At 25.0% G+C, this 15206-nt stretch carries 10 protein-coding genes; 8 read left to right on the forward strand and 2 right to left on the reverse strand.

All coding sequences use genetic code 4. From position 1 onward, the window contains the following. Positions 1–125: 125 nt before the first annotated feature. Both ACJA25_RS00330 and ACJA25_RS00335 read right to left on the reverse strand, forming a co-directional pair. Positions 126–512, reverse strand: a complete 387-nt coding sequence (locus tag ACJA25_RS00330) for an MAG1140 family protein (protein WP_406615613.1) — start codon at positions 510–512, stop codon at positions 126–128. Next, the gene (locus ACJA25_RS00335) at positions 487–2538 is read right to left on the reverse strand and encodes an Mbov_0121 family peptidase domain-containing ABC transporter (protein WP_406615615.1); all 2052 of its coding nucleotides are present in this window, start codon (positions 2536–2538) and stop codon (positions 487–489) included. Before ACJA25_RS00335 ends, ACJA25_RS00330 begins: the two co-directional genes overlap by 26 nt. Before the next feature lie 145 nt (positions 2539–2683). Between ACJA25_RS00335 and ACJA25_RS00340 the strand changes: the two genes are divergently transcribed. From ACJA25_RS00340 to ACJA25_RS00375, 8 genes are all read left to right on the forward strand, one after another. Then, the gene (locus ACJA25_RS00340) at positions 2684–4765 is read left to right on the forward strand and encodes a hypothetical protein (RefSeq protein ID WP_406615617.1); all 2082 of its coding nucleotides are present in this window, start codon (positions 2684–2686) and stop codon (positions 4763–4765) included. A 177-nt stretch (positions 4766–4942) separates the two neighbouring features. Next, complete coding sequence (locus tag ACJA25_RS00345; RefSeq protein ID WP_406615619.1) at positions 4943–5851, forward strand: Cof-type HAD-IIB family hydrolase; 909 nt, start codon at positions 4943–4945, stop codon at positions 5849–5851. 1 nt (position 5852) lies between these two features. Beyond that, positions 5853–6545, forward strand: a complete 693-nt coding sequence (rnhC, locus tag ACJA25_RS00350) for a ribonuclease HIII (protein ID WP_406615621.1) — start codon at positions 5853–5855, stop codon at positions 6543–6545. A 63-nt stretch (positions 6546–6608) separates the two neighbouring features. Then, positions 6609–9062 (forward strand): MAG1360 family OppF-related protein, encoded by a 2454-nt coding sequence (locus tag ACJA25_RS00355; RefSeq protein ID WP_406615623.1) that lies wholly within the window; start codon positions 6609–6611, stop codon positions 9060–9062. Positions 9063–9069: 7 nt separating this feature from the next. Beyond that, the gene (gene trpB / locus ACJA25_RS00360; protein WP_406615625.1) at positions 9070–10317 is read left to right on the forward strand and encodes a tryptophan synthase subunit beta; all 1248 of its coding nucleotides are present in this window, start codon (positions 9070–9072) and stop codon (positions 10315–10317) included. Between the two features lie 71 nt (positions 10318–10388). After that, positions 10389–12557, forward strand: coding sequence for an SGNH/GDSL hydrolase family protein (locus ACJA25_RS00365; RefSeq protein ID WP_406615627.1), 2169 nt, complete (start codon positions 10389–10391; stop codon positions 12555–12557). A gap of 143 nt (positions 12558–12700) precedes the next feature. Continuing rightward, positions 12701–14527 (forward strand): MAG1210 family protein, encoded by a 1827-nt coding sequence (locus ACJA25_RS00370; protein WP_406615629.1) that lies wholly within the window; start codon positions 12701–12703, stop codon positions 14525–14527. A gap of 11 nt (positions 14528–14538) precedes the next feature. Continuing rightward, the gene (locus ACJA25_RS00375) at positions 14539–15201 is read left to right on the forward strand and encodes a LemA family protein (RefSeq protein ID WP_406615631.1); all 663 of its coding nucleotides are present in this window, start codon (positions 14539–14541) and stop codon (positions 15199–15201) included. Positions 15202–15206 lie beyond the last annotated feature (5 nt).

Here is a 15206-nt window from a genome sequence, read left to right on the forward strand (position 1 = left end):
TATTGAATACAGTTGTAGTTTGACATTGGATAAAATCTCGATGTCGGCTCAACTACTATTATATACTATTCAATTACATTTATAAACTCATAGCAATATGAGTTTTATTTTTGCTTTTTTAATGTCTAAAATTTCATTAATTCCTTAAATATTGAAGTTTTGCTATAAGACAAAATTCCATTTATAAAAGTATTGGGTATTAACTTTAAATCTCTAGGTGTGTTTAAAAAATTAATTTTTAAAACACCTTTATTAACTGAAAAATCTTTGATTTTTAAATCATAGTATTTGTCATTAAATTTTAGTATTACATTTTGATTTTTCTTAATCAAATAACTTAATTCATTTTCTGCTAAAACATTAAATTCATTCTTTTCAATAACCTCTAATTTAACTGCGACATTTTTATCAATTTCATAAGTAAAGATAAAATATAACAAACCAATAGAGAGTCCAATAATAATCAAAATATAAAATCAAATCATTTTATTTAATTTTGTTAATTTGTTCAAGTTGTACCTCCTTATTGTTAAAAATAAATTTCTTACTATGACTAATTTCAATAAATAATGCTTGGTTTTGAAAATCTTTTAAAGCAGCAAAAATTTCATTTGTTGCTTGCACATCTAGATTTTCAAAAGCTTCATCTAGAAGAATTAATGGGAATTTTTTAGTAAACAATCTCAAGATAATAATCATTTGTCTTTGCCCGCTAGAAAAGTTATTACCATTATTGCTCATATTTGTTTTTAGATCGATTTTCATTCTTGATAGCAAATTAGTTAATTTATATTTTTCTAAATTTTGATTTAATGTTGTACTTAATTCCTTATTGCCTAAGCAAACATAATCATAAATAGTGGTTTCAGGTAAATAAATATTCGGATGAGAATAAAAGATATTGTTTTTGTAATATGGTAAATGTAAATTCTTTAACTCAATATCATTGATTTTTAATGTACCTGTTGAAAGTTCAAAGTTATTAGCAATAATGTTTAAAAAAGTACTTTTTCCCGCTCCATTTTTCCCTTGAATTTGAATGTTTTGATCAATTGTGAAAAAGTTGATATCTAAAACATTCTTATTTTTTTCATAATAAAATGTTGCGTCTTGTAAAGAAATACTATTAACCTTGTCTACTAAAATTCCATTTTCAAATTGTTCAACTTCCTTAAAATTAAACACAAAATTCAATAATTTAATTTGTTCTTTAATTATGTTGTATTTTAAAAACAAATTGATAATGGTATTAAAAGGTGACAAAAAGAATGAAGTACTAGTCAAAAACATCATTAAGGTTCCTGATGACATTTTATTTTTAAAAATAAAAAGAGAGGAAACAAAGACAATTATTAAGTTTAGATTATCAACCAAGATATTTGAAACTAGATTTTTACTACTTGTAGTTTTAAAAATCTCGTACTCTTCATTTTTGTATTTATTGTAATTTTGTATTTGTCTTGAAGCAATAAAATTTTTATAATCTACATTTCCTAATTCTTTAATTGCCAAAATGTGGTCTAAGTCACTTACTCCTTTTGCTAAACTGACATGCATAAATTTGTCAAATTTTTGCTTAATGATATTTTGATATAAAAAATTAATGATTACAGAAATGAAAGCAACAAGTAAAACAATTAAAAACAATCAATAGTTAATTCAAATAAGTGCAATAGTAGAAGTTAATATAGTAAAAATATCTGACAAAATTACAAAAGTAAATGTTGATTGATAATTTGCAATCGATTCAATATAGCTCATTCGTCTAATCAAATCAGCATTATTTAATTTAAAAATATCTATTAGTCTCGAATACCGAAGTTTATAGAAAAAATATCTATTTAAATCTATCTCAATGGAGTTTTGAGATTTTTTAATAATATAACCTTTAATGTAGTCATTGATAAACCTAATAATGTTTATTCATAAAAAGCTAATAAACATTAAAATCAATAACTTTTTATGTTGGTTAGGCAAAATATAGTCAAAGACTATTTTTATAAAAAAGCTAGCAGTAAAGCTTAAAATCGTTGCTAAAAATGAAGAAATAATTAAACCAATTGTGTAGTTTTTAACATTTATTATTCCAGAAATTTTATTGCTTAATTTTTCTTCTTTTATCCCTTTGTTACTTTTTTTGCTAATAAAAGCAGCCACATTTTGATAAATCTCTTTAAGATAATTTAATTCGATAATTCTTTCTCCTTGTGCTGGATCAAGAATTAAAACTTCTTTTTTGCTAATCTTTTTCAGAATTACATAATGATGAATTCCGTTTTCTAAAATCAAAATCATTATTGGTAATTCTTTATTTTTTAAACCAATCAATGATTCTAAATCGCCTTCGCAAGCATCAAAATTTAGATTGTTTTTGTTTGCTATATCTTCTAGATTCTTTAAACTTATTCCATTAGGTCCATATGATGCTTGCATTTTTAAAAAATCGATATCAACTCATTTATCGAAGTAATAGTTGATAAATGATTGAATCACAATTAACCCACAATCTCTTACATCTTGTTGTTTTCCTATCTTCATACTTGCTTATTTTCATTTTTTGTTTTTCTTTAGAAAAAAGGAAAAAATTAACAAAAAAACACCTATTTTTTAACTAAATAAAATATCAATATTTATTATGTTTATAACTTATAATATTTTGACCAAGTAAAAAGGAGAAAGAATTATGAATAAAAATAAAAAACTAATATTAATTTCTATGGCCGCAATTACACCATTTCCTATCTTAGCAATTTCTGCTACTAGTTGTGATAACAATAAAAAGAACCTTATTGAGTTTAACCAATTGGTTAGAACTTTTCCTATCAACATTGATGTTAATAAATACACTATTGATCAAGCTTTAAATATTAACAATTATGAAATTACCTTTGATAAAAATGGTAAATTCGAACCAGAATTTAAAATAGATTCTCTTAAAATAGAAGGAGATAAAGTAATTGTAAGCTACCACTTTCATTCAAAAAAATATAACTTCGATTCTATTCCTTTAACTAAAACCTTTACTAATTTCAAAAAAGTAGTTAACCCTACACCAAACCCTGATCCAGATCCACAAGATCAACTAGAAGTAAATTATCAAGAGGAATTAGATAAAGCAGCACAAAGCTTAAAAGTAACCATCGAAAGTGAAAAATACACTATCGAGGAAGCTTTAAAATTAGAAAACTATAAATATGAATTACAATCAGAAAAACTTACTTTCGAGTTAGTTAGCCTTACTAAAAAATCTGATCTAGAAGTTGAAATGCAATTCAAATTGCAATGAAAAGAAAAAAACTTAACTTCAAAAGTTATTACTAAGACTTTTAAAGATTTCAAAACTCTTCCAATTGCAGAATGAACAGAAGCAGCAGGAATTAGCAATGGTGTTTCATTTAGCAAATTTGCTAAATTAGGTAATTTTATTAATGTTAAATCAAGCCAATCATTAGAAGAAAACTTGAAACAAATTACAAATATTTCTAATTCAGAAGTAACTCTTACAGAAACAAAAATTGTTTCATATGATGAACTCGAAGGAAAAATTGTTTTCGAAACTAATATTAAGACTTCTACAAAAGATTTTGGAAAACAAGAAATTGAACTTTCAAATATTAAATCTTCAAACATTTTTAATGATGAATTTATTGTTGCTCCAGAAATTGATAAAGAAAAATTAATCAAAGCTAAAAAACAATTTAAAGAAATACCAAGCGAACAAGCTAAAGAATATTTAAAACTTTATGCTTATGATAAAGAAAACAACAAAATCGATTTGTTTGAATTAGTGAAGAATAACCAAAGTTATTCATTTTCTAGAGAATTAGCAATCACAGGTACTGAACACGACACTGCTTCATTTGCTTTAGCTTTAAAATATAAAAAAATGGGAAGAAATGCTGCTCAACCAACAGAAGCAACAAAGACTTTTGATAAAGTGGCAATAAAAATTTCTAACACTACTTATACATATGTTGAAGTTTTAGATTACATTATGAACAATAATGTGGTTAAAAAAGAAAATGTAGAAATAAAAGACACATATGCTTCATCTTATTTACATGCTTTTAGAACTACTGGAAGAATCATTCATAATTTTTACGAAAATAAAGAAGAAAATTATTACAATGATGGCAATTCGAAAATTCAATTTAGTAATGAAACTCAAACCACAAATGACATTGAAGGTAATATAAATATATCATTTAGTTTAATGATAGAAAAAGAAGGGCGTAAATATTACTCAAAGCCAAAAGAAGTAAAAATTGAAGGTTTTAAGAAGATTTCTAGCGACACTTTTGAAAGTTTCCAATTACAATTTTTAACAAATAAAACATCTGTAGATAACTTTATTAAAAGAGTAAAACAAGAATACCTAAAAGACAACAATAAAATTTTAGATAAGAATTGACTAAAAACTAGTATGCAATATCCAGAATTTTCTATTGTAAGAACTATTGATGAAGGCAATGTGACACAAAAATTAGAAGTTCAAAATCATTCAATTTTTGCATTAAGTGCTGGAGGTAGATTATTTAGTGAATGTATAGATCCAACCGTTTTATCACAAGTTCAAATCTATAACAATGATCCAAAATTTGAATTAAATAGTGTATTTTTTGAATTAGAAGAATTAAAATTCACCAACTTCGATTCAGAATCTAAAAGAGTTAGTTTTGAACTAAAATACAAAATGAATATTTCTACATCTTCAAACAATACTATAGAACTCGAAAAGAAAGTATCATATTTTTTCAACATTTAATCCTAAAGAAGTTTTTATTAACCTGCTATCAAGCAGGTTTTTCTTTTTCGTCTTATTTTATAGTGGAAAAGAATTTTTAAAAAATGTTAAAATTATGGAGATAAAAATTAATATTGATCTATGTAATTCATTATGTATCATAAAAAATTATTTTTAAACTAAAAGATGAGGAAAAAAATGAGTGATAAAAAAGACAAATTTTTATTTGCTATTGACTTAGATGGAACACTTTTAGCATCAAGTGCTACTGGTGTTATCCATGATAAAACATTTGAAGCTATTAAAAGAGCACAAAAAGAAGGACACGTTGTTTGTGCTGTAACTGGAAGACCTTGAAGAAGTACAAAACCTATTTATGAAGAATTAGGTTTAGATACTGTTGTATGTAATTACAATGGTGCTCAAATCCACCATCCAAAAGATGAAAACTTTATTCCATACATTCACTATTTGAATTTAAATGAAATGTTATATGTTTTAGGTGACCCAGTTGTTGAAAAAGAAATTTCAAACATTGCTATTGAAGGACCAGGTTGAGTACAATTACAACACCGTGATGAAGACTTAGAAAGAGTTTTCGGATTTGCTACTAGTGCAAAATTTGTAGTTGGTATTGACATTAATAGAATTCCATTAAGACCAACAGGAATTATTTTTGATGTAAAACCTACAACTAATGTTGAAGAATTAAGAAGATATTTAAGAGCAAAATATGGAGATCTTGGAGAATTTTCATATTGGTCAAAAGGTGAAGGTTTAACTCCTGTTTTTGACATTACTAATGTTGCTGTAAATAAAGGAAGAGCTTTATCTTTATTATCTAGATATTACAAAATCGATTTAGATCATACAGTAGCAATCGGTGATGGTTTTAATGATGTACCTATGTTCAAAGTTGCTACAATTTCTGCTGCTGTTGGAAATGCGACCAAAGAAGTTAAAAAACATGCTGTTTTTAAACTAACAAAAACCAATAGAGAAGGTGGAGTTGGTGACTTCATTAATAAATTACTTGATAATCCTGAATCAATGGTTCAAAAAGCTAGAGAATCAGTAAAAGAAATGTTAAGTAAAGAAGAAAATTAAAATGATTTTCATTGATTCAAATGAAAAAGATTTAACTTTTTTAAATAACAAAAAAGTTATAGGAGTTGATGAATCAGGCGTAGGTGATTATTTTGGACCTTTATGTGCCGCTGCTGTTTATATTCCCTTACAAAATAGAAATAAAGTTTTGGAATTAGGAGTAAAGGATTCTAAGAAACTTACTGATAAGAAGATTTTGGAAATTGCACCAATATTAAAACAATTGGTTCATTTTTCAACTAACTTACTTTATCCAAAAGGTTTTAATTCCTTGGTTAAAAATAATTACAATTCCAATGCTTTAAAAATGTTTGTTCATTTAAAAACCATCAACACCCTAGAAGCAAAAGTAAAAGATTATGATTTTGTGGTTATAGATCAATATTCAACACAAAAAAGTATTGAAGGATATTATTCTTTAATGTTCAATAAAAATTGAGCAAATTTTACCGAAGTTCAAAAAAATATTATTTTAATCAAAAAAGCAGAAGATAAATGCTTAGAAGTAGCAGCCGCTTCAATTTTAGCTAGAGAATTATTTTTATTAAAAATGCAAGAAATGAATCAAAAATACAATGTAGTTTTTCCTTTCGGAGCTTCTGAAAAAGTTAAACAATTTGCTAATACTTTTTTCGAAAACAAAACTGAAGAAATGGAAAATGTTTGCAAAATGATTTTTGATATGAACAAATAATCGTTTTATTATTTGCGTAATAAATATATTTCGTAAAAAACAAAAAAATATATACTTTTAATTATGAAAAATAACAAAGAAATACTATTTAAATTTGAGCATTTATATAACTTTGTTAATATAGATGAATTTTTAAGTATACCTTTGCTAACCATTGATTTTAATAAGAAAAATGCTATTTATTTAATCGGTGAAAATCATTTGGTTGAAGATATTTCTTTAACAAATTTTTTAAAGAAAACAATCTCTTCAACTAATTATTTTATTTATGACAAACAAAATAATCTTGTTAACATTTCAACTAATATATACAGAAACTCAAATAAGATCAAATATTTTGATTTAAATAATTTAGATTCACAAGATAATGAAATACCATTATTAGCACAATTAAAAAATAACAAAAAAGTCTATAAAATAGACACAAAAAGAAAAAATCAAATCATAAAACTATTTAATGAAAACTCATATTTTGTTAAAAATGAATTGCTAAAAATTTGCTATTTATTTAACGTAAAATTAAAAGATTTTTTTAGAGAAACTCTTAAAGAAATGAGTGAAGTATTTTCAGCAATTTTTAGCCAGACTAATAAAGAAAAAGAAAGATATATTGAAAAACTACAAAACTATTTTGAATTTGTTGATGAAAAAGAAAAAGAAATTGTTGAATTAGAATTAAACTTTTTAAAAGAGATTGGAGATAAGGTCAATAAGATTTACGAATCTTCAACTAAATTAACAGATGAACAAATAGATTTTTTAGTTTATAAAAGTGAATATAGCGCTTTACAAAAAATCAAAGAAAAATCTCAAAAGAATTTACGTGAAAGTTTATTTATTAGAGATGAAAGAATGCTAATCAATTCTTTAGAAAATATGCTTGAGCAAAAGCAAGAAATTGCTAAACAATATTACAAACATATTTGGAATTCATATCTTAAAAAAGCAAAGATTTTTCATAAAAAAGCAAGCGATTTTAAGGAACTAAATTCAATGCAAAAATACTTAATTAAAAATGCATATTTGAATTTGAACTGTTATAAATTAATAAAAAAGAATTACAAAAAAATGACATACCTTTCAATTGATGATATTGATAAAATGGTAGAAAATTTGGAGTTTGAACAAAAACTTTTTAGTATTAATTTTTCAAATAAATTGAGTGCTACTAGTGAAAATAGTTTACATACTTCAATCAAAAAAAATATTGAAGAAAATTTCTATTTTTCATTAGATAGTTACATTTCTAGATCAAAAACAAACTTCGATACTATTAAAGAAAAAATTAATTCACACATTTTAAATTTGAAAAAGCACTTATTCCATAGCAGATATCAGCAACCGGAAACAAGTAAAGATTTTGAACTTAAAAAAATTAAAAGCAAAATTGACAATATCAAAGCAATTACTGAATGGAATAACAAAAATTTAAAACAAGAATATTTTAATTCTAGAAAAATTTATGGCAATGATATAAAAACAACTTTTAATGAAATTTTTAATTTTAAAAACAAAATTATTAAAAACAATAATTTTATTCTTAAATTCTTGAAAAAAATGATTTGACAAGACATTGACAATGAAACAAATGACGAATTAATTAATTTTTTAAAAGTAGCAGAAGAAAGTAACGAGTACAATAAAAAATTCAATTTTATTACTAAAATAATTAATGATGCATTTTTAAATATTGATAATATCTACAAATTAAAAAGATATATTAAAGAACATCAATTGCTATTTAAGATTTTATTTTTAGATGCCAAAACATCAGTTAAACACAAGAATTTAATTAGACCTTTTTCTTCACTGGATTATATTAATAAAATTAAGCTTTTAATAACAAGTAAAATGGTTAGTTCTCCAGAATTGTTAGTTATTAAAGATTTGGAAATAGATGACCATAATATTAAAAATGAGATTTGGCGTTCTATTAATGAATTATGTAAAAACAATAATACAACCCAATTGGTTCTAGTTAAAGAAAAAGAAATGCTAGAAAAGTTTGACAATATATTTGTAATTCATAACAATAAATTAATTGAATTTGGAACAAAAGAAGAGATTATGAATTTTCCTATTCACACTATTTTAAAGGCGAATTTGAAAAAATCTAATGTTGTTTCTAATGATATTTATTTCAATGAATATGAATATTTATACTCAAATATTTATTATGCAAATGATGAGCATTTTGTTGTTGGGCCACTAAAATGAGTAAAAGAATGGATTAAAAAATCTTCTAGAAATAGTGAAAAAATTATCGAAAACGAACTAGAAGAAACTGACAATAAAATTATTGTTGACACATTAACTCACACACAAGAAAATGAACTTTTTGATGAGACTATAGAAACCGAAACCCTAATTTTTGATTGTGATTTAAATGAAGACAATAAACAAATGTTCAATCAATATGATGGTGATAAAAGCAATAATTTTACATTAACATTAGAATTTAATAATTTAGAAAAACAAATAAACACAGACTTTGAAGACGATAATGATGTGTATTAAGGAAAAAATGAAAGATACTGAAAAACAATTAGAAAAATATTTAAATACTTTCCCAAATAACGAAGGATTTTTTGGCAAATATGGTGGAATTTTTCTCGATGATGAATTAACAGCAATTTTTAAAGAGTTAGCTAATCAATATGAAAAAATTGCTAAAAGTAAAGACTTTCAAGAAAAACTTAAAGATATAAGAAAGAATTTCCAAGGACGTCCAACAGCAATTTACTATTGTGAAAACTTAAGTAAATCTCTTGGAAAAGTAAGAATTCACATTAAAAGAGAAGACCAAAACGAAGGTGGTTCTCACAAAACCAACCACTGTATGGCTGAAGCTTTATTAGCAAAAGCATTAGGCAAAACTAAATTAATTGCTGAAACAGGTGCTGGTTCACATGGTGCTGCTGTTGCTATTGCTGCTGCTCATTTTGGGTTAGAATGCGAAATTCATATGGGTGCAGTTGACATTGTAAAACAAAAAGCAAATGTTGAAAAAATGAAAATTTTAGGTGCAAAAATTGTTGAAGTAACTCACGGAAACCAAACTTTAAAAGAAGCGGTTGATTCAGCATTTTTAGCATATAAGAAACAATATAAAAATGCTTTATATTGTATAGGTTCAGCATTAGGACCTCATCCATTTCCTAAAATCATTAGAGATTTTCAATCAATCATTGGACAAGAAGCAAAAGAACAGTTTTATTCAAAATATAATAAATTGCCTGAATATTTAATCGCTTGTGTTGGTGGTGGTTCTAATTCAATCGGTTCATTTGTTCCTTTCTTGTTTACAGAAACAAAATTAATAGGAGTTGAACCATTAGGAAAAGGTGACCAACCAGGTCAAAATGCTGCTACTTTATCTTTTGGTAAAGATGGAGTATTACATGGTTTTAAATCTATCTTATTGCAAAACGAACAAAACCAACCACTTGAAGTTTATTCAATCGCTTCAGGGCTAGATTATCCAGGTGTTGGTCCTGAACATGCTTATTTAAAAGAAAACAAGTTTGCTGAATATGTAAGTATTAATGATAAAGAAGCTATTGAAGCATTTTTAATGATGTGTTCAAAAGAAGGAATAATTCCTGCTCTTGAATCTTCACATGCATTAGCTTATGCAATAAAGTTTGCTAGACAAAATAAAGATAAAGAAGTTGATGTTTTAGTAACTTTATCTGGTCGTGGAGATAAAGATTTAGACTACATTTTGAACAATTGCCAAAAAGAAATTGAAGAATTTAGAAACAAAAAGTAAACCCAATTTTTTAATTCATTAATGAATTAATCGGGTTTATTTTTTATTTTTACACTTATAATATTCTAAATATGCAAAAAAGTTCTGTACGTCTGTTGGCTCTTGGTGATTCGATAGCACAAGGTTTTAATAGTAAAATTGGTTGTGGAAGTTGTGGCTATAAAAATGGTCAAGAATTTGTTTCTGGTTATAGTTATACTGATTATTTTGCACTTTTACTTAAAAACTATTGTTTAGAAAACAACAAAGAGCAATTTTGAAATAACTTTGATTATTACAATTTTTCTGCTTCAGTCATGAGAATCAACGATATTAGTAATCTACTAAGTCAAAACTTAGAAGCTAGTAATGATTTTTACAACTTGATCAAAATAAACAAAGATATTGAACAAATAGCAAATGTTAAAGTTCAAAACAATATTTGACAAGTTGATGATTCTTTAAGCGAAAAAGAAATTTTTACAATCAATTCAAATAGATTAATTGAACAAGTAAAAAATAGTGACGTTATTACTATTTCAATTGGTGGCAATGAATATCAATGCTCATTTCCTTTTAATTTAATAAAACGTGTTATAAATGAACCAAATATTTATAAACAACTTAAAATAAAAGAAGAATTATTTGAAGAATTAAAAAGAATTAGTCAAACAATCACTTTGCAATATAGAAAAATGTTAAGTCAAATAAGAACGCTTAATCCTAATGCTCAAATTATTTTACTTTCATACATTCCACCATTTTTATCATTTTTAGTATCTTACGAAAATATTTTAAAAAGTATTAATCCTATTGTTTATCAGGATTTATTTAAGGAAATTAATCTTATTTTAAATAAAACAATTTGTGATTCGCGAATTGATGAAAAATGTCATTATTTAAAGATTTTTAAATTTGACTTTTGAAAAAATCATACCGACATTTTGTGTGAGAACTTATTTGATGTTCATCCTACAGAATTAGGTTATAAAGAAATCGCAAGAGTTTTATTTACATTTTTTATTGATAAAAAACTTATCTTTTCAGATAGTAATTTTAAATATTTGAAAAAATTGAATAAACTTTCATTGAAAAAGCTTGATAAAAGATTTAATGAATTAGAAAAAAAACAAATCAAGATTTTTAAAATGCCAAAAAATATTAACCATATCATTTATATTTTAAGAGCGTGATTGGAAAGAAAAAATAATGTTCAAAATCCATATTTTGCTTTATTCAAAAGAGAGACAAGAGAATTCTTAAAAAATTATGATTCTAAAAATATGTTTATTCGCCACGAAGATTACACATCATTGTCATCTATATTTTTAGAAAAACTATTTTTCATTTTAAAACTTTTCCCTAGTGATTCTCAATTAACCCTTTTTATCAAAAACAATATTGCTACTGATGAAAACATTATTTATTTTTTTAAATTTTTATTTAACAACGAGACAATTTTTAAGATTTTAATCGAATGTGAAAGTATCTATAAAGCTAATAAAAAGCAAAAATTAGGAAATTATCTAAATAATATTTTTTATCAAAATAAAGAAAATATATTTCTTTTATTTAAAGATTGATTATCAACATTAACATTAGATTCTAAGCAAAATTTCAATAAGATGATAGAACTACTTAATCAAGATTTTAAAAATCACAATTCATTAATTTTGGAAGACAACAGTATGTCAAAATTAATAAATTCAATGAGTTTTTCAAAGGATATTGTTGAACAATTCGAAAAACTTACTAAATTGTTTGTTGACTTTTTACAAAATAATAACATTTGAAAAAACAAAAAAATGGATGATTTTTTCCAATATTTCATTATTGAATATGAACAAGAAATTAAAAAATTAATTAGATTTACAGTTGAGCATATAGCATTGTTTAGTATAGAAAATAGAGAAGATTTTTCATACATTATTACTAATTTTTTGAAGATAAATCAAGAAAAACTTTCATTTAAAGAATGAAAATATTTGAACAAAATAATGAACAAAATTCACTTGTTATTAAAACAAAAAAAGGTAATAAAATACATTGAAAATGTGCTTTACAAAATTTTGAAAAAACTTAATATTCACGACATAATTGATTTTAGAAAAATAACCAAATTTAAAGCTATGAAAATCATAATTAGGCAATTTTCGAAAACCATAATGTTTAATGTTTTTGGTAAAACTAACCTTAAAATTTTTAGCATTGCATGTAGAATGTTTTGACTAAAAGTTAGACATAAAATTAGAATATTTTAATGATTACTCAATTATCTCTTTTTTTAAATAAGTGTCATATTTGTCTATTTTATAGGCTAATGTGATATTTTCTATTTTTGAAAAAATAATAATAATAATATAATTATTATTGATATTTTTTTATTTATAAAGAAAGGTAATTTATGGAAAATGATAAAATCTTTGAGCCTCTAAGAGAATATGAATCTCTAAGAGAAAAGCATTCTAAAAATGTTTTAAAATATTTTCAAGATTTAGTAGATCAATCACAAGTTAATATCGACGAAAATAAAGAAACGATCAAAAAGATTAATCAAGAAAAAATAAAACTAGAATCAGCTAAAAAGGATGTAGCAAAATATTCAAATCTAAATACTTTTTTAAGTATCTTAATATCTTTAGGCGGGATTGGAATTTTGATTGGTTCATATTTTGCTTATTTGTATTCAAACACTCACACAAAAAATTATTTATTAACTAGTATATTAAGTATTATATTAGGTGTAATATTTGTCGTTGCTTTTTCTTGTGTGTTAGCATTGGTGACTATCCCTAAAAAGAAAGAAGCGGTGAATAGAAAAGAGGTGCAAGAAACTTTAGTTGAGCAACTAACGGATCAAGCAACAGAACAAATGAGACCTTTAAATTCATTGTTTGCTCATGGAATTAAAGAAAAGTTATTCTCTTTATCAATACCACTTTTACAATTAGATAGATATTTTGATAACAAAAGAATTGATGAATTGAAAACAAAATTTGGTTTTCAACACAAGGATAATAATGACACTTCTTTATTACATTTATTATCAGGTGAAATATATGGCAATCCATTTGTTTTAACTAAAGATTTAGTTCATACAATGGGTACTAAAAAATACCACGGAACATTAGTAATTAGTTGAGAAGAAACAGTTTCAACTTCAAATGGTACTTCTACTATTACAAGAACACAAACATTATGAGCAGAAGTATCTAAACCTTGTCCTTATTATGAACGCGATACTTATTTAGTATTAGGTTCAGATGTTGAACCACAATTATCATTTAAACGTGAATCACATAATTTTCATTTACTAACTGCTAGAGAAAAAGAAAAATATGTTAAAGAAACTACAAAAGAGTTGAAAAAATTCGCTGAAAAGCAAATAGGAAAAAGCAATTTTACTCTTTTGGCTAACGAAGAATTTGAATCAGCATGATATGCTAAAAACAGAAATGATGAAAAAGGTTATAGAGTTTTATTCACTCCTTTAGCACAAAAAAATCTAATGCAATTACTTTCAGATAATGGTGTTGGATTTGGGGATGATTTTATGTTTAAAAAACAAGGTAAACTTAACCTTGTTGTTCCAGAACATCTTAAGAAATTTGATATTGATTTTGACGATACAACATCATTTTATGCTTATGATTTTGATGTAATATCTAAAACTTTTTACAACTACAATATGGAATTCTTTAGACACTTGTTCTTTACTTTTGCTCCTATATTTTCAATTCCTATTTATCAACAAACTAAAACACATGAACATATTTATAAAGATGTTTATGATTCACCAAGATTGAATAGATGTGAACATGAAAGTATTATTAACAAGTTATCTCATTTATTCAAGCATGATTTATCAAAAACTGATGACATTATTAAAACAAGCTTTATTCAAAAAACAGATAAAGGTGATTTAGTTAATGTTAATTCATGAGGTTATCAAACGTTTGATAGAATTGATTATATTCCAGTTCATGGTGGTGACGGATATATACATGATGTTCCAGTTCATTGAACAGAGTACGTGAGAGTTGAACAAAATTCAACAGTAGAAATTATTCCTTTGAACAACTATAAAGTTGATAGAAATGCATGACAAGATGAATATAATAACACATTGAATACCCCAGAGCTAAGAGCAGATTTAGAAAGTGGTAAAATTTATGATGCTAAGTCATCTATTGTTAGAGTATTGAACATAGACACTAACAAGCAATTATAGATAGGAGAAATATGGCTAACGAATTAGACGAATTAAATGGTCCAAAAATGGAAGAGGGAAGAAATGTTGATGTTATAGCAAAACAAATTCCTGCTAAAGTTGGTTTTGGTTCATTATTATTTGAAATTATTTTATGATTATTCTTAATCCCAGGAATTATTTTCTTATTCAAGAAAATTGGTGCTAGAAAATATTTACAACAATTACAACAAAAAATACAACATAATGCTTCTCAAATTGATAACTATTTAGAAAATAGAGTTCAAATTATGCAAAACGTTGTAGGAATTGTTGAAAAAGCAGTTTCTTTAGATAAAGAAGTTATGACTACAGTTGCAGCATATAGAGGTGGTGTACATCCAACTGAAACAACTAGAAATGAAATTTCAAGTGGTTTGGATACTGTTATGAGAGGATTAGCAGTTCAAATTGAAAACTATCCAGAATTAAAATCTCATGCTTCAATCGCTGATGCTATGCAACAAAATGCTTATTTACAAAAAGAAATCACAGCAGCACGTGAATTATACAACGACACTGTATTCGAATGAAATAGTGCTATTTTCGCTTGACCAGCAAAAATGATTGTTGCTGCTAAAGCAGGTTATACAACAAGAATTCCTTTTATTGCTTCAAAAGAAGTAAAAGAACAAGCAAGAGCAAAATTCTTTTAATTAAC

The sequence above is a fragment of the Mycoplasmopsis hyopharyngis genome (assembly GCF_045276885.1).
Lineage (GTDB): Bacteria > Bacillota_I > Bacilli_A > Mycoplasmatales > Metamycoplasmataceae > Mycoplasmopsis > Mycoplasmopsis hyopharyngis.